Origin of the sequence: Hyphomicrobium sp. (genome assembly GCF_036780825.1) — a bacterium.
Lineage (GTDB): Bacteria > Pseudomonadota > Alphaproteobacteria > Rhizobiales > Hyphomicrobiaceae > Hyphomicrobium_C.
Genome location: NZ_DAIQCD010000003.1, coordinates 23,408 through 41,888, shown reverse-complemented (window position 1 = coordinate 41,888; position 18,481 = coordinate 23,408). Strand labels below are relative to the sequence as shown.

The 18,481-nt window shown below is 64.0% G+C and carries 19 protein-coding genes and 1 tRNA gene; 14 read left to right on the top strand and 6 right to left on the bottom strand.

From position 1 onward, the window contains the following. Positions 1-4: 4 nt before the first annotated feature. Positions 5-1,354, bottom strand: a complete 1,350-nt coding sequence (gdhA, locus tag V7P99_RS02455; protein ID WP_333793240.1) for an NADP-specific glutamate dehydrogenase — start codon at positions 1,352-1,354, stop codon at positions 5-7. A gap of 332 nt (positions 1,355-1,686) precedes the next feature. Next, entirely contained in the window at positions 1,687-2,214 is a 528-nt protein-coding gene (cobU, locus tag V7P99_RS02450) for a bifunctional adenosylcobinamide kinase/adenosylcobinamide-phosphate guanylyltransferase (protein WP_333793239.1), read from the bottom strand. Between the two features lie 260 nt (positions 2,215-2,474). On the opposite strand from cobU, the gene cobA reads away from it, so the two are divergent. The 3 genes from cobA (at position 2,475) to V7P99_RS02435 (ending at position 4,046) form a co-directional block, all read left to right on the top strand. Further along, the gene (cobA, locus tag V7P99_RS02445) at positions 2,475-3,266 is read left to right on the top strand and encodes a uroporphyrinogen-III C-methyltransferase (RefSeq protein WP_333793238.1); all 792 of its coding nucleotides are present in this window, start codon (positions 2,475-2,477) and stop codon (positions 3,264-3,266) included. Between the two features lie 115 nt (positions 3,267-3,381). Further along, entirely contained in the window at positions 3,382-3,687 is a 306-nt protein-coding gene (locus V7P99_RS02440) for an ETC complex I subunit (protein ID WP_333793237.1), read from the top strand. Positions 3,688-3,969: 282 nt separating this feature from the next. Further along, a tRNA-Arg gene (locus V7P99_RS02435) sits at positions 3,970-4,046 on the top strand. A gap of 106 nt (positions 4,047-4,152) precedes the next feature. On the opposite strand, the gene V7P99_RS02430 is transcribed toward V7P99_RS02435, so the two are convergent. Together V7P99_RS02430 and V7P99_RS02425 are read right to left on the bottom strand one after the other, a co-directional pair. Next, positions 4,153-4,356 (bottom strand): hypothetical protein, encoded by a 204-nt coding sequence (locus tag V7P99_RS02430; RefSeq protein WP_333793236.1) that lies wholly within the window; start codon positions 4,354-4,356, stop codon positions 4,153-4,155. Positions 4,357-5,036: 680 nt separating this feature from the next. Further along, complete coding sequence (locus tag V7P99_RS02425; RefSeq protein WP_333793235.1) at positions 5,037-5,537, bottom strand: DUF2231 domain-containing protein; 501 nt, start codon at positions 5,535-5,537, stop codon at positions 5,037-5,039. 1,030 nt (positions 5,538-6,567) lie between these two features. Between V7P99_RS02425 and V7P99_RS02420 the strand changes: the two genes are divergently transcribed. The 3 genes from V7P99_RS02420 (at position 6,568) to V7P99_RS02410 (ending at position 8,499) form a co-directional block, all read left to right on the top strand. Next, entirely contained in the window at positions 6,568-7,401 is an 834-nt protein-coding gene (locus V7P99_RS02420) for a hypothetical protein (protein ID WP_333793234.1), read from the top strand. 122 nt (positions 7,402-7,523) lie between these two features. Continuing rightward, positions 7,524-8,066, top strand: a complete 543-nt coding sequence (locus tag V7P99_RS02415; RefSeq protein WP_333793233.1) for a YciE/YciF ferroxidase family protein — start codon at positions 7,524-7,526, stop codon at positions 8,064-8,066. 199 nt (positions 8,067-8,265) lie between these two features. Continuing rightward, positions 8,266-8,499, top strand: coding sequence for a hypothetical protein (locus tag V7P99_RS02410; RefSeq protein ID WP_333793232.1), 234 nt, complete (start codon positions 8,266-8,268; stop codon positions 8,497-8,499). Between the two features lie 5 nt (positions 8,500-8,504). Here V7P99_RS02410 and V7P99_RS02405 read toward each other — a convergent pair whose 3' ends face one another. Continuing rightward, positions 8,505-8,747: a hypothetical protein gene (locus V7P99_RS02405; RefSeq protein WP_333793231.1), complete on the bottom strand. Its 243-nt coding sequence runs from the start codon at positions 8,745-8,747 to the stop codon at positions 8,505-8,507. 286 nt (positions 8,748-9,033) lie between these two features. After that, on the bottom strand, positions 9,034-10,380 hold the full coding sequence (gene hemN, locus V7P99_RS02400; protein WP_333793230.1) for an oxygen-independent coproporphyrinogen III oxidase: 1,347 nt from the start codon (positions 10,378-10,380) through the stop codon (positions 9,034-9,036). Positions 10,381-10,520: 140 nt separating this feature from the next. On the opposite strand from hemN, the gene ccoN reads away from it, so the two are divergent. Genes ccoN through ccoS form a run of 8 tightly spaced genes read left to right on the top strand, consistent with a single transcriptional unit; the run spans position 10,521 to position 18,432 of the window. Beyond that, positions 10,521-12,185, top strand: a complete 1,665-nt coding sequence (gene ccoN, locus V7P99_RS02395; protein WP_333793229.1) for a cytochrome-c oxidase, cbb3-type subunit I — start codon at positions 10,521-10,523, stop codon at positions 12,183-12,185. A gap of 15 nt (positions 12,186-12,200) precedes the next feature. After that, on the top strand, positions 12,201-12,935 hold the full coding sequence (gene ccoO, locus V7P99_RS02390) for a cytochrome-c oxidase, cbb3-type subunit II (protein WP_333793228.1): 735 nt from the start codon (positions 12,201-12,203) through the stop codon (positions 12,933-12,935). A 9-nt stretch (positions 12,936-12,944) separates the two neighbouring features. After that, positions 12,945-13,127, top strand: a complete 183-nt coding sequence (locus V7P99_RS02385; protein ID WP_333793227.1) for a cbb3-type cytochrome c oxidase subunit 3 — start codon at positions 12,945-12,947, stop codon at positions 13,125-13,127. Then, on the top strand, positions 13,114-13,986 hold the full coding sequence (gene ccoP / locus V7P99_RS02380; RefSeq protein ID WP_333793226.1) for a cytochrome-c oxidase, cbb3-type subunit III: 873 nt from the start codon (positions 13,114-13,116) through the stop codon (positions 13,984-13,986). Before V7P99_RS02385 ends, ccoP begins: the two co-directional genes overlap by 14 nt. A 45-nt stretch (positions 13,987-14,031) precedes the next feature. Beyond that, positions 14,032-15,534: a cytochrome c oxidase accessory protein CcoG gene (ccoG, locus tag V7P99_RS02375; protein ID WP_333793362.1), complete on the top strand. Its 1,503-nt coding sequence runs from the start codon at positions 14,032-14,034 to the stop codon at positions 15,532-15,534. Then, positions 15,531-16,052: a FixH family protein gene (locus V7P99_RS02370; RefSeq protein WP_333793225.1), complete on the top strand. Its 522-nt coding sequence runs from the start codon at positions 15,531-15,533 to the stop codon at positions 16,050-16,052. Before ccoG ends, V7P99_RS02370 begins: the two co-directional genes overlap by 4 nt. Then, complete coding sequence (locus V7P99_RS02365; RefSeq protein WP_333793224.1) at positions 16,037-18,268, top strand: heavy metal translocating P-type ATPase; 2,232 nt, start codon at positions 16,037-16,039, stop codon at positions 18,266-18,268. The genes V7P99_RS02370 and V7P99_RS02365 overlap by 16 nt, the downstream gene beginning before the upstream one ends. After that, positions 18,265-18,432 (top strand): cbb3-type cytochrome oxidase assembly protein CcoS, encoded by a 168-nt coding sequence (gene ccoS / locus V7P99_RS02360; RefSeq protein WP_333793223.1) that lies wholly within the window; start codon positions 18,265-18,267, stop codon positions 18,430-18,432. Before V7P99_RS02365 ends, ccoS begins: the two co-directional genes overlap by 4 nt. Positions 18,433-18,481: the final 49 nt, after the last annotated feature.

Here is an 18,481-nt window from a genome sequence, read left to right as displayed (position 1 = left end):
CCGCTTAAACCACACCGAGAGAGCGCATCGCCTCTGCAACACGGATGAAGCCGGCCACATTCGCGCCGAGCACGTAATTGCCCGGCGAGCCATACGTCTCGGCCATCTCGGCGCAGCGGTCATGGATGCCGTGCATGATGGTGGCAAGGCGCTTCTCCGTGGCCTCGAAGGACCACGAATCGCGCGAAGCGTTCTGCTGCATCTCGAGCGCGCTCGTTGCCACACCGCCGGCGTTGGCCGCCTTGCCAGGCGCGAACAGCACGCCCGCGTCGAGGAAGGCTCGCACCGCTTCCGGCGTGCACGGCATATTTGCGCCTTCGCCGACCGCCATGACGCCGTTCTTTATGAGCGTGCGCGCATCGTGGCCCGTAAGCTCGTTCTGCGTGGCTGAGGGCATGGCGATGTCGGCCGGCACGTCCCAGATCCGGCCGCCGGGAACATAGATGGCGCCAGCGCCGCGCGCTTTCGCATAGTCCGCGATACGCCCGCGCTTCTTTTCCTTGATCTCCTTGAGCAGCGGAAGATCGATCCCGTGGCCCGCCTCTTCGACGACATAGCCGTCCGAATCGGAGCAGGCGATGACGCGTCCGCCGAGCTGATGCACCTTCTCAATGGTGTAAACGGCGACGTTGCCCGAGCCCGAGACGATGACGCGCTTGCCTTCGAATTCCTGGTTGCGGGTCCGCAGCATGCGCTCGACGAAATAGACGGCGCCGTATCCCGTCGCCTCGGTGCGGACGCGCGAGCCGCCCCACATCAGGCCCTTGCCGGTGAGCACGCCGCTCTCGTAGCGGTTGGTCATGCGCTTGTACTGGCCGAACATGAAGCCGACCTCGCGCTGGCCGACGCCGATATCGCCGGCCGGCACGTCGGTGTGCTCGCCGAGGTGGCGGAACAGCTCCGTCATGAACGACTGGCAGAAGCGCATGATCTCGCCTTCGGAGCGCCCTTTCGGATCGAAGTCGGAGCCGCCTTTGCCGCCGCCGATCGGCATGCCGGTGAGCGCGTTCTTGAAGACCTGCTCAAAGCCGAGGAACTTCACCGTTCCGAGCAGCACGGTCGGGTGGAAGCGAAGGCCACCCTTGTATGGTCCGAGCGCGGAGTTGAACTGCACGCGGAAGCCGCGGTTGATCTGGACGTTGCCTTTGTCGTCCACCCACGGCACGCGGAAAATGATTTGCCGCTCAGGCTCGCAGATGCGCTCGATCAGCGCGCCTTCCGCATAGTCAGGGTTCTTGGCGATGACGGCGCCGATGCAATCCAGCACCTCCCTTACCGCCTGGTGAAATTCATCCTCCCCCGGATTGCGGCGCAGCACGTCCGCAAAAATCGGTTCAAGCTTCTCGTCGAGCATTTTAAGCAGTCTTTCCACAGACATGTTGGGAGACCGGCCAGCAGGGGACAGGTGCGTTTGACCCAGCCAGCCGTTGACACGGGCGAGATGGGCCGGACGGCTGGCTCGAGTGTCGGAGAGCCCATGTATACGCACAAAATTGGATATGCGGTAAATTTAGCCGTAGGCGCAATTTGCCGCTCCCGTATTGATGTCACTCCGGATGCTCGGCTTCCAAATCCGGGCTCGACCCCTGGGCACCGAGCGCGTTCCCTGGCCGCATAGGTCTTTGACTTGGCTTTAAATTCCCTTCATCGGCTCGATCATGGCCGAGCCGGGGTGCGACGGCGAACTCAGGCTTTCTTGAGCGTGAGCGGTAGTCCGGCCGCCATGAGCACAACCGTATCCGCCGCGGCGGCGACGGCGGCGTTGAGGCGGCCTTGCGAGTCGCGGAAGGCGCGGGCGAGTGCGTTGTCGGGCACGATCCCGAGGCCGACCTCGTTCGAAACCGCAACGATGGGTCCCGCCGAGGAATGGAGCGCCGCGACGAGCCGCGCGCTCTCCCCCTCAACATCCCGCCCGCTCGCCATGACGTTGCTGAGCCACAGGGTGAGGCAGTCGATCAAGATCGGGCGGGAGGAAACCTCCGGTGCGCGAATGGCCTCGGCAAGCTCGAGCGGCACCTCCTGCGTGACCCATCCCGGCCCGCGGCGGGCGGCGTGGTGCGCGATGCGCTCCGCCATCTCCTCGTCGAGAGCTTCTCCCGTCGCGAGATAGTGCCATGGCGCGGGGAAGGCGGTGACCAGATCCTCAGCAAAGCGGCTCTTGCCCGAGCGTGCGCCGCCGAGGACGAGGGTGAGACGGGGAAGGGTGGTGCTCATGGTCAGAAGGCCGGGCAAGACAGTGGTGGACGCAATAAGAGCGTCGCATCCGGGAGCAAGGGTTCTGTTTGACAGGACTTCCGGGCAAAGGCTATCCCATCTCTGCCTCTCGTGGCACACGCGCACTTTTCCGGCGAAAGGCCGGAGGATGGATGCGCTGCGCCTTTGCCGGCTCCGGCGCCGCCGCTCGAGCCACCTCCCTTAGCATTCCCGTCTTTCGAGCTGAACGCTCGCGAGCCGCTGGTTGAAGCGCATTGCTCATGGATCTGCCGCCAGACATTTTCCCTGCCTTTCCCGAGATGGCTCCCGGTGAAGTCTGGCTGGTGGGTGCGGGCCCCGGCGATCCGCGTCTGCTCACGGTCATGGCGATTCATGCGCTCGGCTCCGCTGATACCATCGTCCACGATGCCCTGGTCGACCGGCGCATCCTGCGCCTTGCACGCGCTGGCGCCGAAATTCATTTTGCCGGCAAGCGCGGCGGCAGGCCCTCGTCGCAGCAGCGCGACATCAATGAGCTGATCATCGCCGAGGCGAAACGAGGACGGCGCGTGCTTCGGCTCAAGGGCGGGGACCCGTTCGTATTTGGACGGGGCGGGGAGGAGGCGCACGCGCTCGTGCGCGAGGGCATTCCTTATCGCGTCGTGCCGGGGCTGACGTCGGGGCTGGCAGCGCCGGCGCTGGCGGGCATTCCGGCGACGACGAGGGAAACCAACCATGCCGTCATTCTCGCTGCCGGCCATCGTGCCGAAGGTGACGATGCCGCCCGGGCCTGGGAAGCGCTCGCCGCCACGGGACAGCCCATCATCCTCTACATGGCGCTGGCTCAGTTGGAGGAGATCGTGGCTGCGTTTCTTCGCGCCGGCATGGCTCCCGATACGCCGGTCGCCATCATCTCGCATGCAACGAGCGAGGGCGAGCGCGTGATCGACACCCGGCTTGCGGATCTCGTGGCCGATGCCAAGGCGAATGAGGTCGAAGCGCCGGCGGTCCTCGTCGTCGGGGCTATCGCTGGCCTGCGTTCCGTCCTCGCGGCGGGCATGGTGCGGCCATGACCTGTTTCCTGCTTCTCTCCCCAGGCGCGGAGAAGGCTTGCGACGCGGGCGTGCTTGTCTGCGCCCGCATAGAAGGGTATGCACGCATCGTCGCCGATCGTGGATGGAGGTCTGTGTGACGGCACGTATCTTCAAGCCGGCCAAGTCTGCCATGCAGTCCGGTATGGCTCGCACCAAAGAATGGGTCCTCGAGTACGAGGGGGCGGTGCCCCGCCAGATCGATCCGCTCATGGGTTGGACGACGTCTTTCGACACGCGCACCCAGGTCCGCCTGGAATTCGCGACGAAGGAGGAGGCGATCGCCTATGCGGAGCGCGAGGGCATCCCCTATCGCCTCGACGAGCCGAAGCCGCGCGAGCTTATCCGCAAGTCCTACGCCGACAACTTCAAGTTTGGCCGCATCGGTGCCTGGACCCATTAGAGCGCATTCGCGCTTAATGTTTCGCGCTTAATGTTTCGCGCTTAGTCGCTGAACGCGCGCCGTCGGGCCTGGCGACTGCATATGCGCACGACTTCGCTAGGTTTTTTTAGCTGCGTGGCTCCGCCTGATTTATAAGCTGCGTGGCTCGGCCACGACAAACCGACCGATGCTGGCAAGATTGCCCGGCTCGAACAGCACCTGGAAGAGCACGGAGGTGTGTGCGCTTGCCTCAAGGCTCGGCCTACCTTATTGAGCGCGAGGCGGCCTTGTGCGTTCGCAGCGGACCCCGTAGCTCAGCCGGATAGAGCAGCCGCCTTCTAAGCGGCAGGTCGCAGGTTCGAATCCTGCCGGGGTCGCCATAGTCCTGAAGAGGTTCGCTGACCGCCATTTTCTACGCGCATGATCGCGCCCATGAATGGCTTGGCTCGCGAGTACGGTGCGCCAGGACCTGTTGACGAGACGCGATCAGCGCTCGAGGCGTTTGCAGGTTTCCCGCCACTCAGCCTTCGTCATATGCGTATCCGACGTCCAAAAGCCCATGCATTCCTGGAAATTCTTTCCGGCAGCGCCGCCACTGCCCCGCGTCACGCGATTGGGCTCATCGCTGATCGAATCGGTCTGGCGACCCGAGCCGAATTCAGCGGGCTGGCCGGACGGATCCACTGGCATTAGAGAATCTCCGCCAGATCCGTCGCTGCGCCCCGACGAGGCGCCGCCGCTTCCGCCCACGGGCGCATCCGTTTGTGGCTGGCGGTCCTGCGTTCCTCGCGGATTCAGGGGATCGGAAGATTGATAATCGCGAGGGGAAGTATCTCGATAGATGGGAGAATCGGGCTCGGCGTTCCCCGCGGAGGGCGTGCGCCTCGGTGCTGTCTCGACCTGAGGCACGGTTGAGGGCCGCGGAGTGGGCGAGCGCGATTGAGGCCCCGTGGAGGGCGTCGCTGTGGGCGGAGCGCTCGTCGGTCCGCCGGGAGACGTCGCGCCGCCCGGAGACGCGGCACTGCCAGCGCCGCCACCCGCGCCTGAGCCACCGCCCGTTCCTCCGGCACCACCTGCACTACCGCCGCCACCAGCGCCTCCTCCGCCTCCGCCTCCTCCACCGCCGCCCGATTGCGCCAGCACCGGTCCGCTGAAGATGGACGCGCAGGGGAGGGCAAGCGCAAACGGCAACGCCGCGAAGATGACGGCTAAACGGAAGCAACTCGTAGTGCCATGGTGCAAGCGTTTTCTCCGATCTCCGGCGGTCACCAATTCAGCTCAACGCATCCGAGCAGTCGGCGTTCCCCAAGGGCCGGACGACCCAAGTGTCCTTGGATGGCGTCTCCTTCGTCCTGGGCCACCTCAGCTGGCTAGGCTGCGTCCTTGTAGCTGGTCGTGGATTCGATAAGGCCATGATCGCGAACGGAGTTCGTCGCATTGACGTTCGCTTCCTCGTCGACACCGACGCTCAGCCGGGCCACGAGCTCGCCACCGAGCCAACCCGTTACAAGCAGAAGCCCGGCTCCGATGAATGACAGGTTGAGAATGGGCGTGGAGGGGACCTGATCCGGTGCGCCGCGATACCACCAACTGGCTGCGAAAAGGATCAGAACCGCTGCGTTGCCGAGTCCGTGAAGGATGCCGATGCGGTTGGCGCGGGTATGGCTCGGCACATTGCTCCAATCCAATAGGCCAAAAACTGCAGCGAGCACGCCGCCGATCAGACCCGCGGCCAACAGCCAGTAGGACACGGTCCAAAATTGCGGCTCCCCGGTAGCGAGGGCGGCCAAGTCAAAAAGAACGGCTGTCAAAAGCAATCCAACCGGAAATACGATGAGAACTTGATGCATGGAATGTCCGAGGATCTTCATGGCTTGCTCCTTTTGAAAAAGGGTCTTTATCAACGTTTGCCCGGGTTCATTGGTTCTAGCTTCCGGTCGCCTTTCGATAATTTTTCAAAAGCCAATGCGCATTCAAAGGCAGTGTGCATTCCATGTGGGCGACCATTCGCGGCGGCGAACAGTGGGCGGCATTTCGGAACCTGGCGGCATTGAGCGTGTTGATGGGCGAAAGAAAGGAGATCGTCATGAGACTTACCTTTGCTTTTGCCCTGGGAGCCGGGCTTGCCCTTTGCACGATGGGAAGCGCGCTCGCCCAAACGACCGGTGCCTCGCCGGCGGATCCGAACAACGAACGCAATCAGCGTCCGGCTCCAAGCAATACCCAGCCAGCGGATCCCGCCGCCGATGCCAATCCGGCGGCGCGCGTTCCAACGGACCCGGGTGATGCAGCGGCCGCAGATCGCGAGGAAGGTGGAGCCTCAGGAGGCGTTGGTTCACCCTCCACGGAACCTGTCCCGCCCCCTCCGCGGTAACAGGAGACGCTCCGGGCGGGACGAGCAGGCCAACTGGCGGGTAGCGCCGGGAAGCTCGCGTTACGTCCGGAGCGAGCACGATCTACAATGAAGGCCGGGTTCTAGCGCGTGCGATGTCGCATCGCGCACTTTGTGGTTCTGCACGCCTATCCGGCGTGCATACCGTCGCGCGTTTCGGTGTCGAGCCTTCCACGCATCAATCCATATCAATCCAATAACTAAGTGCCGTCCTGTTTAGTGGAATTCGAGACGGCTGAGTTTTTGTTTCTTCGTTCCTCCGCCGGACACTTTAACTGGCATGTGTCCGCCATGACCGGTTCCCTTTTCCGCAAGCACTCTCGTCGCCATGGAACTCTCTCAACTTTCCAGTGTTGAGTGGACACCCGTCAGAGAGTGCGCCCCATGCATGAAATCATTTATCTCATTGGTCTGATCGTCGTGGTGATGTTCATCCTCGGCGCCCTTGGACTGCGCTAGAGCGATTGACGCTTCGGATGGATATGAGTCCTGAAGTCTAGGAGGCTGAAATGGCTGAAACCGATGGTCGAACCAGCTACGTTGAATGGAGCGCGATTTTTGCCGGCGCGGTCGCAGCGTCGGCTATTTCTTTTGTGCTTTTCACGGTCGGTGGTGCGATCGGTCTATCGCTCCTGTCGCCGTATCCGTCGCAATCCTATGGCCGGTGGGCAGCGACGGTTTCAGCATTCTGGGCCATCTTCGTTCCCATCCTATCGCTGCTGGTCGGCGGATATATAGCCGGGCGCATGCGGGCGGCGTGGAGTGCCGACGCCGACGAGGTGCAATTCCGGGACGGAGTTCACGGCATGCTCGTCTGGTCGATCGCCGTCTTAATCGCCGGGTTGCTGACGTTCATGGCTGCCGGTACGGCGATCCAAGCCGGTGGGGAGCTCGGAAAAGCCGCCATTGGCGATCGCGGTGCTCTGGTCACGTCGTCCGTGGATGCCTTGCTGCGGCCGGCGCCGACGGGTGCTGGTCCTGCTCCCGCGACAGGTGAAACCGGGAGCCAGGCCAGCCGCGATGAGCTGACCAGGATCTTTGTGTCGGCGACGGCGGACGGATCACTCGATAGCGCGGATCGCGATTACATTGCGCAAGTCATTGCGAACCGCACCGGGCTCACACCGGATGCGGTGCAAAAGCGTATCGACGAGGCATACGCGACAGCGGTTTCGGCGGTCGATACGGCGCGGAAGGCAACGGTCGCCGCGGGCCTTGTGACCGCCACGGCGTTGCTGCTCGGGCTCGCGGCCGCTTGGTATGCGGCGCAGCGTGGCGGCCATCACAGAGATCAGAACATACCGGCGCGGCTTACCTACTTTGTCATGCGCAAGCGCGTCTAAGCATAGAAAGGCGAACATCATGCTTCGCGATCTTACACTTTGGCTTCTCGGGGTGCCGATCATCGCGATTGTCGCCCTCCACCTGCTGGGCATTCTCCACTGATGTAAACGGAGTACGTGACATGGAAACGCTGGGAAGGCTGTTCGAAGATACATTGCGAGACGTCTACTACGCCGAAAAGGCGATCCTGAAAAATCTGCCGAAGATGGCGAGGAAAGCCAGCTCGCCGGCTCTGAAGGGAGCGTTCGAGGACCATATCGAACAGACCGAAGGCCAGGTTTCGCGCCTTGAGCAGATCTTCGACATGCTCGACAAGGCGCCGCGCGGCAAGCGGTGCCCCGCGATGGACGGCCTTGCAGAAGAGGCGGCCGAGGTGATGCACGAAGCCAAGGACGAGACGGTGCGAGACGCCGGTATGCTGGCGGCAGCGCAGGCGGTCGAGCATTACGAGATCTCGCGTTACGGCACCTTGGCGGCGTGGGCGGACAAGCTCGACATGCCGGATGCTGCGGATCTGCTGAGAGCGACGCTGCAGGAAGAGAAGGATACCGACGCCAAGCTCTCGGAGCTCGCGCTATCCGAGATCAACATCGAAGCGGAAGAGGCGACGGGAGCGAAGGATAGCGATCGTAAAAAGAGGAGCCGCAAGGACGCGGCCGAATAGCAAGGAAATCGGGAAACGATCCGGCGATCCGGTCGTTCATTCAGCAAGGCTTAGAGCGTGTTCACGCTTCGTCGCCCACCCTTTTGGGGTGAACGCGCTCTCACTATTTCTTTGAGGGACTGATTCACGTTCTCGGTGAGTGTTGGTCCGCGCTCACCTCGAACGATCAGGCTCTAATGGGTAGCTCGAGGAGCCGCTGATGAATGAAACGAAAACAATGATCGTCGCGTCCGTCGTCATCCTGGTCTGCGCTTACGCGCTGCTGTGGGCGCTCGGCCTTTTTTCAGGCCTCGGCTTTCATGGAACGATCGCTGCCATTCTCGGAGTGCTGTTGGCCTCGGGCGTTGGGATCGCTCTCATGGGGCTGCTTTTCTACAGCAGCCGCAGCCGCCGCGACCGCGACGTCTACGAGCAGACGAAGAAGCACGGATAGCGCCTTCAGTTTGCGCGCCCGAATACCTTGACGACTGTGCTCAGAAGCTCGGCCGGATCGGCCACGTGATCGGCCATCTGGAAAATGAGCTTGCCTATTGAATCACGACGGGGATCGCGCTCGTCGAGGCCGACCTTCTCGCATGCCCGATCATATACGAGCTGCAAGCGGGCAAGCTCGACCTCGTCGTAGGATCGGTTGAACCGCTCCTCGCCAACCTGTCTGATGTGGCGTGCAAGGCTTGGCATAATGGGAGCACTTTGACAGCACGGAGAGCGGGAGAGAAACGTGGCGTAACCTTAAAGTAAAGAATTATCTGAGATTACGCTTTGAGCAGGGCGGCGCGCGCCGCAGGATGCAGCCGAAACTTGCTTGTTTTATCGCAGTCACTTGATCGATTAGAGCCGTTCCGGTGGAGCGGCTCTAAGCTTTTGTTCCTCGCGTTCTTCTCGGAAAACCAGTTCCTACTTTTCCGGAAGCACTCTAAGTTTTTGTTCCATAACGCGTGTTTTCAATCCGCTTGCCGGAGGCTCTCTAGACACCTACGGCATGGCGCGTTTCCGTCGTTCCGAGATAGGCGTCGAAACAGGCGCAGATGCTGCGAATGAAGGGACGGCCCCGCTCGGTCACGCGGAAGCCGTCGGACGTCTTCTCGACAAGCCCGTCGGTGTCCGCCTCGACGAGATCACGCGCATCCTCGATCAAGGGTGCTGCGGCATCGCCGAAGCGATCCCTGAGGTCTGTGGCTGAGAACGCGAGGTCGCACATCAGCGCCTCGATGACGTGGCTGCGGATGCGGTCGTCATCCGAAAACGCGATTCCACGTGCCGTTCCTAGCCGGCGTTTAGCCACCCGCTCGTGATAGTCGGGAATGCGCGCGGCGTTCTGGGCATATCCTTGCGGAAAGCGGCTGATGGCGGAGGAGCCGAAAGCGATCAGCGCATCGGCGGTGTCGGTCGTGTAGCCCTGGAAGTTGCGCGAGATGCGGCCGCTCGCCAGATGGTCGGTCGGCTTGGCGAAGTGATCCAGGCCGACGCGGACGTAGCCGTGCGCCAGGAGCTTGCGGGCGATGCGGTTCGCCTGGCCGAGGCGCCCCGCGGGACCAGCGAGCGCGCTGCTGTCGATCAGGCGCTGATGGCGGATCCGCTCAGGAAGGTGCGCATAGCCGAAAACGGCGAGGCGGTCGGGCTCGAGCGAGAGCACGAGATCGAGCGTGCGCGCGACACTGGCCTGCGTCTGGCCGGGCAGCCCGTAGACGAGGTCAACATTGATGGAGGCGATGCCGGCGTTGCGCAGGCTCTTCACGACATCGCGCGTCAGCTCGAAAGGCTGGTGCCGGTTGATCGCCGCCTGGACGTCGGGCTCGAAATCCTGCACGCCGATCGAGACACGATTGACGCCGGCACGGCGAAATGCCGCGGCGCGGGGCTCGTCCATATAGCGGGGGTCGATCTCGGCGGCGAACTCCGCGTCCGGGTCGATCTGGAACAGCGAGCGCGTAAGGCCCGCCAGCTCGCCAATCTCGTCAGGCGACATCGTATTCGGGGAGCCGCCGCCCCAGTGGATGTGCCGCACGTGATGGGAGGGCACGAGCGCCGCCGCGTTCGCCATCTCCGCTTTCAGCGTCGCGAGATAGGCCGCAACGGGCTCCGGGCTGTTGGCCACCGTCGTCGCGCAGCCGCAATACCAGCAGAGCGACCGGCAAAAAGGAATGTGGGCGTAAAGCGAGAGGGCTGAGTCCGGCTCGAGCGAGCTGATCCATGCCGCGGCCTCCCGCGCGCCGACGCTGTCGTTGAAGTGGGGTGCGGTGGGATAGCTCGTGTAGCGCGGAACCGGTGCTGCGTAGCGTTCGGCCAGGGCTTGGAGTGGAACAGTATGCATGGGAACAGCCAGCCTCCGTTCGAAAAGCGCCCCAGCTCTATCGTTGATCGTTTCGTCGCAGCTTGATCGTGATCAAGCCCGAGGTTCGAGCTTCTGCCTATGCCTCGGCCGGTTGGATTCCAGCACCGATCGAGGGGAAGATGAGAGCAACCAGCGAAGAGGTGATTGCGCTTTCAGGCGCTGGCGCGCTCGCGGCAGCTGCCTGCGGCATTTTGATCGGCGGGGTCCTGGCGTTCGCCGGCCTCGACGAGGTCATCCGGTTCCACGGGATGCTGCTTTTGGCCGCAAGCGTCGGCGCTGGACTCTATGTCATGGGCAATCCCCGCAAGGGCGGGAGCGACGAGCAGTCCACCTACATGGACGGCCCCATCAAGTTCGCGACGATCGCCGCGGTCTTCTGGGGCGTCGTCGGATTCGCGGTCGGCGACATCATCGCGTGGCAGCTCGCCTTTCCGGCATTGAACTTCGACCTGCCCTGGACGAACTTCGGCCGGCTGAGGCCGGTCCATACGTCCGCCGTCATCTTCGCATTCGGCGGCAACGTACTCATCGGCACCTCGCTCTATGTCGTCCAGCGCACATGCCGCGCGCGTCTTGCCGGGCACTGGCTGCCCTGGTTCGTCGTCTACGGCTATCAGCTCTTCATCGTTCTCGCTGCAACCGGCTATCTGCTCGGCGCGACACAGAGCAAGGAGTATGCGGAGCCGGAATGGTACGTCGATATCTGGCTGACCCTCGTCTGGGTCGCCTATCTGGGCGTGTTCCTCGGGACGCTCGTCAAGCGCCGTGAGCCGCATATCTATGTGGCGAACTGGTTCTATCTCGCCTTCATCGTCACCATTGCGATGCTGCACATCGTGAACAACCTCGCGATGCCTGTTTCGCTGCTGGGCTCCAAGAGCTACGTGCTCTTCTCCGGCGTCCAGGATGCGATGACGCAATGGTGGTACGGCCACAACGCGGTCGGCTTCTTCCTGACCGCGGGCTTCCTCGGCATCATGTACTACTTCATCCCGAAGCGGGTGGAGCGGCCGGTCTATTCCTACCGCCTGTCGATCATCCATTTCTGGAGCCTGATCTTCATCTACATCTGGGCTGGCCCCCATCACCTCCACTACACCGCTCTGCCAGACTGGACGCAGACGCTCGGTATGACGTTCTCGATCATCCTCTGGATGCCGTCGTGGGGCGGCATGATCAACGGCCTGATGACGCTCTCGGGGGCCTGGGACCGGCTGCGTACTGATCCCGTCGTGCGCCTGCTCGTGGTCTCCGTCGCCTTCTACGGCATGTCGACCTTCGAGGGTCCGCTCATGTCGATCAAGGCCGTGAACTCGCTCTCGCATTACACCGACTGGACCATTGGCCACGTGCACTCCGGCGCACTCGGCTGGGTCGGCATGGTGTCCTTTGGCGCCATCTACTGCCTGCTTCCGTGGCTGTGGAAGCGCGAGGGACTCTACTCGCTGCGCCTCGTCGAATGGCACTTCTGGATCGCGACCATCGGCATCGTGCTCTACATCACGTCGATGTGGGTGTCGGGGATCATGCAGGGATTGATGTGGCGGGCGTCCGATCACATGGGCTTCCTCACCTACTCCTTCGTCGAAACGGTCGAAGCCATGCACTGGCCCTACATCATCCGCGCCGTTGGCGGCCTCCTGTTCGTAATCGGATCGCTGCTGATGGCCTGGAACACGTGGATGACCGTGCGCGGGGCGCAGTCCGTCGATATCGAGGACCAGCCGCGGTCTGCGGCGGCCCCCGAGCTGCGCGCCGGCGCTGTCGCCGCCCCTGCCGAGTGATGGAGAACGGAAACTATGAAATTTTCGCACGCGTTCTTCGAGAAGAACACCTTCGCGCTCCTGATCGGCACCCTGATCGTCGTCTCGATCGGCGGTCTGGTCGAGATCGCACCGCTGTTCTTCATCGGCTCCACCATCGAGAAAGTGCAGGGCATGCGGCCCTATGCGCCGCTGGAGCTGGCGGGCCGCAACATCTACGTCCGTGAGGGTTGCTATAACTGTCACAGCCAGATGATCCGCTCGCTGCGCGACGAGGTGGAGCGCTACGGACACTACAGCCTCGCCGCCGAGAGCATGTACGACCATCCGTTCCAATGGGGCTCGAAGCGGACCGGGCCGGATCTGGCGCGGGTCGGCGGAAAGTACTCCGACGCCTGGCACGTTGATCATATGAAGGCGCCGCGCGAGGTGGTGCCGGGCTCGGTGATGCCGGGCTACCCGTTCCTCGCCGAGCGCACGCTCGATACCGACAGCATCGCGGCCGATATGAAGGCGCTGCGCGCGGTCGGCGTTCCTTATACCGACGAGATGATCGAGAACGCGAAGGCTGATCTTCTTGGCCAGATCGCCCCCGATACGAAGGGCGGGAAGGCCGTGGCCGAGCGTTATCCGAAGGCGCAGGTGCGCAAGTTCGACGGCAACACGGACGGGCCGCCGACCGAGATGGATGCGCTCATCGCCTATCTGCAGATGCTCGGCACGCTGGTCGACTTCACGACCTTCGACGCTGCTGGACCGAACCTGCGATAGGAGGACGGCATGGGCTACCAGGATGTGGCGTTCTGGTCGCAGATGATTGCCATGACGATTTTCGCAATCGTCATGGGCGGCGTGCTGGTCTATGCGCTGCGGCCCGGAAACAAGGCGCGCTTCGACGCCGCGTCGCGGGTGCCGCTTGCGGACGACAGCGATAAAATGGGGGAGCCGCATGGCCGGTCATAAGGAACTCGATACCGTCACGGGCGCCGAAACGACCGGACACGTCTGGGACGGTGACATCAAGGAGCTGAACAAGCCGCTGCCGCGGTGGTGGCTCTACGTCTTCTATGCGTGCATCGTCTGGGCGATCGGATACTGGATCCTCTATCCTGCCTGGCCGCTCGTGGACGGCTATTCGAAGGGTGTGCTCGGCTACAGCCAGCGCGTCTCGGTGGCGAATGACATCGCGGCCGCCAAGGAAAGTCAGGCGCATTTCATCGAGGCGATCGCCGCCAAGTCCGCGGCCGAGATCGAGAAGGATGCCGATCTCATGGAATTCGTGCTGCGCGGCGGGGCGGCGCAGTTCGGCAACAGCTGTGCGCCATGCCACGGCAAGGGCGCCCAGGGCTTCAAGGGCTATCCGAACCTCAACGATGACGACTGGCTCTGGGGCGGCACGCTCGAGGAGATTGAGACGACGATCCGGCATGGGATCCGGGCCGACCATCCGGAGACGCGTGACAGCGCCATGCCGCGTTTCGGCGCCGACCAGATCCTCACCAACGTCCAGATTTCGGATACGGCGGAGTTCGTGCTCTCGCTCTCGGGTGCTGCGGGTGACGCCGCCGCCGCCGAGCGCGGCAAGGAGATCTTCGCCGAGCAGTGCGCGGCCTGCCACGGCGAGGAAGGCAAAGGAACGCCCGAGATGGGCGCGCCGAACCTTACCGATGCCATCTGGCTCTATGGCGGCAGCAAGGCGGATGTCGAAGAGACGATCCGCAACAGCCGCTCGGGCGTGATGCCGGCCTGGGAAGGCAAGCTCGATCCGGTAACGATCAAGATGCTCGCTATCTACGTGCATGCTTTAGGCGGCGGGAAGTAGGGCGGCGGCGACGAGAGAAACCCTTCGGAGGCGGACGTGGCACGCATGGAACCGACATCGAAGTTCACGGGGACGACGCCGACGGAGGCCGCCCCCGGCGTGGCCCGCCTCGATGTCGATGCCGTCTCGTCCGCGGCGGCGCGCAGCTACTACGCCGCCCGGCAGCCCATTTATCCGAAGCGTGCAAAGGGCACGTTCCGGTCGGCCAAATGGGTGGTGATGGCGGTCACGCTCGGCATCTATTACCTGCTGCCGTGGCTCCGCTGGGACCGGGGGCCGAGCCTGCCTGATCAGGCGTTCCTGCTCGATTTCGCCAATCAACGGCTCTTCTTCGGGCCGATCGAGATCTGGCCGCAGGAGCTCTATTTCATCACTGGCATTCTCATCGTGGCGTCCCTCGGGCTGTTTCTCGCCACGGCGCTCGTCGGACGCATGTGGTGCGGCTACACGTGTCCGCAGACTGTGTGGACGGACCTGATGATCGCCGTCGAGCGCTTCTGGCAGGGTGATCGCAACGCGCGCATGCGCCTCGACAAAGCGCCGTGGACCTTCGAGAAAATCTGGAAGAAGACCGGAACCCACGCCACTTGGCTCGCGATCTCCGTCGCCACAGGCGGCGCGCTCGTCTTTTATTTCCGCGATGCACCGACGCTCGCCGGCGAACTCGTCACAGGCGATGCGCCGCTCGTCGCCTATGTATTCCTGGGGCTGTTCACCGCCACGACCTATGTGCTCGGCGGTTTCGCGCGTGAGCAGGTTTGCATCTATATGTGCCCGTGGCCTCGCATCCAGGCGGCGATGTTCGATGCGGATTCGCTGCTGGTATCCTACCGGGGCTTCCGCGGCGAGCCGCGCGGACCGCATAAGAAGGGGCAGCCCTGGGCCGGCCGGGGCGACTGCGTCGATTGCAAGGCGTGCGTTGCCGTCTGCCCCATGGGGATCGACATCCGCGACGGCGCTCAGCTCGAATGCATTCAGTGCGCACTGTGCATCGATGCCTGCGACGACATCATGGACCGGGTGGGCCGTCCGCGGGGCCTCATTGCCTACGAGACGTTCCGCAACATGGAGGCCCCGTCTGAGGCTGACCGTCAGCCGCTGAAGCTCTTGCGCCCGCGCACGCTCCTCTATTCCGCGCTGATCGCCGTGGTGCTCGCCCTCATGGGATGGGCCTGGGTGATGCGCTCGGCGGTGGAGATCAGCGTTATCGAAGATCGGAACCCGCTCTTCGTGACCCTGTCGGACGGCGGCATCCGCAACGGCTATACGCTCAAGATCCTCAATAAGACGCACGAGAGCCAGCGCTTCTCGATCCATGCCGACGGCATCGCAGCGAGCAAGCTGGCGATCGTCGGGCGCGAGAACGGCGGTGTCGAGATCGCTGTGGACGCCAATGCGGTGCGAGCCGTCAAGGTGTACGTCACCGTGCCGGCTGCCGGACGCGGCGAGATCGCGTCGGCTTCGACGCCGCTCAGGTTCGTCGTGACCGATCTGGCGACCGGGGAACGGGTGATCCGTGAAACGAGCTTCAGGAGTCCAGGCCAATGAGCAGGCTACACACCGCCGGCCCGCGTGATGGGCGCGCTCTCTCGGGGCGCCACGTCCTCGTGGCCATGCTGGCCTTCTTCGGGGTTATCGCGACGGCGGATGCGGTGCTGATCTATAAGGCGCTATCGACGTTCGGTGGGCTCGATAACGCCAATGCCTATAGCCAGGGCCTCGCCTATAACGAACGTATCGCGCGCGCCGAAAAGCAGTCCGCGCTGGGCTGGACCGAAACGGTGGAGCTGCAAAACGATCCGGCACGGCTGCGTGTCTTCTTGAAGCGCACGGATGGCGCGGCACCGGCGCTTGCGCGGGTGGACGCCGTTCTTGGCCGGCCCGCGACGAACCGCGAAGATACGGCGGTCCGCCTGGCCGAGATCGCGCCTGGCCACTTCGAGGCGGCCGTCGGCCACGACCTTGCTCCGGGGAGCTGGATTGCGACGGTGCGTGCGTTCGATACCGAGACGCCGGCAGCCGAGCCCGTCTATCAGGTACGGAGGCGTTTGTGGATCGCACCTTGAGCCTGCCCCTCGTCGGAAGCCCGACCGTTCAAGAGAGGGAGGCGGGAGGCATCCGGCGTACCACGTCGCTCGTTGTCGAGAATATGCGCTGCGGCGCCTGTATGGCGGTGGTCGAGCGGACACTGACGAGCCTCACGGGCGTGAGTGATGCGCGCGTGAATCTTTCGGCGCGGCGCGCGAGCGTCACCTATGACGAGAGCCTCACCGACACGCAGCCGCTGATCGACGCCCTGGCGCAGCAAGGCTATCGGGCCGCCGAGTCCGCGGATACGGATAGCAAGCCGGAGGCCGGCCGCGCCGACGATCTCCTGCGCCGCCTCGGTGTTGCGGGCTTTGCCTCCTCCAACGTCATGCTGCTCTCAGTATCGGTTTGGGCCGGTGCGGTGAGCGACATGGATGCGACTGTCGCCGCGCTTTTCCATTGGCTCGCCGCACTGATCGCCATGCCGGCGGTGGCCTATTCGGCCCAGCCGTTTTTCCGCTCGGCCGCCGGCGCGATCCGGGCACGCCGGCTCAACATGGATGTGCCAATCTCGATCGGCATCACGCTGGCGACGGCCATGAGCCTCTTCCAGACCATGCGCGGCACGCATCATCAGGTCTACTTCGATGCGGCGATCACACTGACCTTCTTCCTTCTCATCGGCCGCTATCTCGACGAGCGCGTGCGCGTCAAGGCGCGTGGCGCGGCCGAGAACCTGCTTGGCCTCAAGGCGCTGACGGCGACGGTGCTGCTCGACGACGGATCCGTCGAGCGCCGCCCGGCGCGTGCGCTTGCGGCCGGAATGCGGATCCAGGTCGCGGCGGGCGAGCGCATTCCCGTCGACGGGCGCATTCTAGCGGGCGCGACCGACATCGATGAAAGCCTGATTACAGGCGAGACACTGCCGCGGGCGGCCAATGCCGGCGCGGAGGTGCATGCCGGCACCGTCAACATGACGCACCCCATCACCGTGGAAGCGACCGCGACGGACGCCAACACGCTGCTGGCCGAGATCGCGCGCCTGATGGAGACGGCAGAGCAGGGCCGTGGGCAATACGTGAGACTCGCCGACCGTGCGGCAAGGCTCTATGCGCCCGTCGTGCACACCCTCGGTGCGGCGACGTTCGTCGGATGGATGCTGGTGGGAGCCGGCTGGGAGCCGGCGCTCACCTACGCCATTGCCGTGCTGATCATCACTTGCCCCTGCGCCATCGCGCTCGCCGTGCCGGTCGTCCAGGTCGCTGCCACGAGCCGCCTGTTCGGCAAGGGCATCGTGATCAAGGCGGCCGACGGGCTCGAGCGTTTGTCCGAGATCGATACCGTCGTCTTCGATAAGACGGGCACGCTGACGCGGGGAGAGCCGGTGCTCCGGAATGGCGCGGAGGTTTCCGACACCACGCTGGCTGCGGCCGCTTCGCTCGCCGCGGCGAGCCGCCATCCTTATTCCAAAGCCGTGGTCAAGGCTGCGCACGAGCGCGGCCTTGCTGTCACGCCGCTGGCGAGTATGCGTGAAGTTCCGGGGTCTGGCCTGGCGGCGCCATTCGATAACGGCGAACTGCGCCTCGGCTCGGAGGAATGGGTTCGGGGCGTGAACTCGGACACGGCGGAGGGTGCCACTGGGGCGCTCTGGTTCGCAGATGCTGAAGGGCGCGAGACCATGCTCGGCTTCGAGGATGCGCTGCGCGCGGATGCGGCAGCTGTCGTCGGGGCGCTCAAGGCCGCAGGCTATGACGTGCACCTTCTTTCGGGAGACCGTGCGCCGGCCGTCGCAAGCGTCGCTGAGAGCGTCGGCATCACGCAGTGGTCGGCGGCCGTAAAGCCGGACGGCAAGATCGCCGCTATCGAAGCGCTGAAGACGGCGGGCCGCAAGGTGCTGATGGTCGGGGACGGGCTCAACGATGCTCCCGCGCTTGCGGCTGCCGACGCGTCGCTCTCGCCGTCAACGGCGGCCGACATCAGCCAGACGGCGGCGGATGCCGTGTTCCAGGGGCAAACGCTGGCGCCGATCATCGAGACCGTCGCCGTCGCCCAGACGGGGCAGCGGATGTCGTTCGAGAACTTCGCCATCTCCATTGCCTACAACGTGATCTTCGTGCCGCTCGCCGTCGCTGGTCATGTGACGCCGCTGCTCGCGGCGATCGCCATGTCGCTCTCGTCGATCGCGGTGACGGGCAATGCGTTGAGGCTGCGCCGCCGAACCGTGAGGCTGAAACCCGTGAGTGTGCGGTCATGAGTGCGCTCGCCTGGCTCATCCCGTGTGCACTCGTCCTGGGACTTGCGGGCCTTGTCGCGTTCCTGTGGGCGCTGGACAGCGGACAGTTTGAGGATCTCGAAGGAGCCGGCTGGCGCGCGATACAGGATGACGACGACGCGCCGCTTCCGCCGGAAAGAAAATAAACACGGCGCTGCGTGACGCCCGTACCGCTGCGCGTCCGGTCCTCAAAAT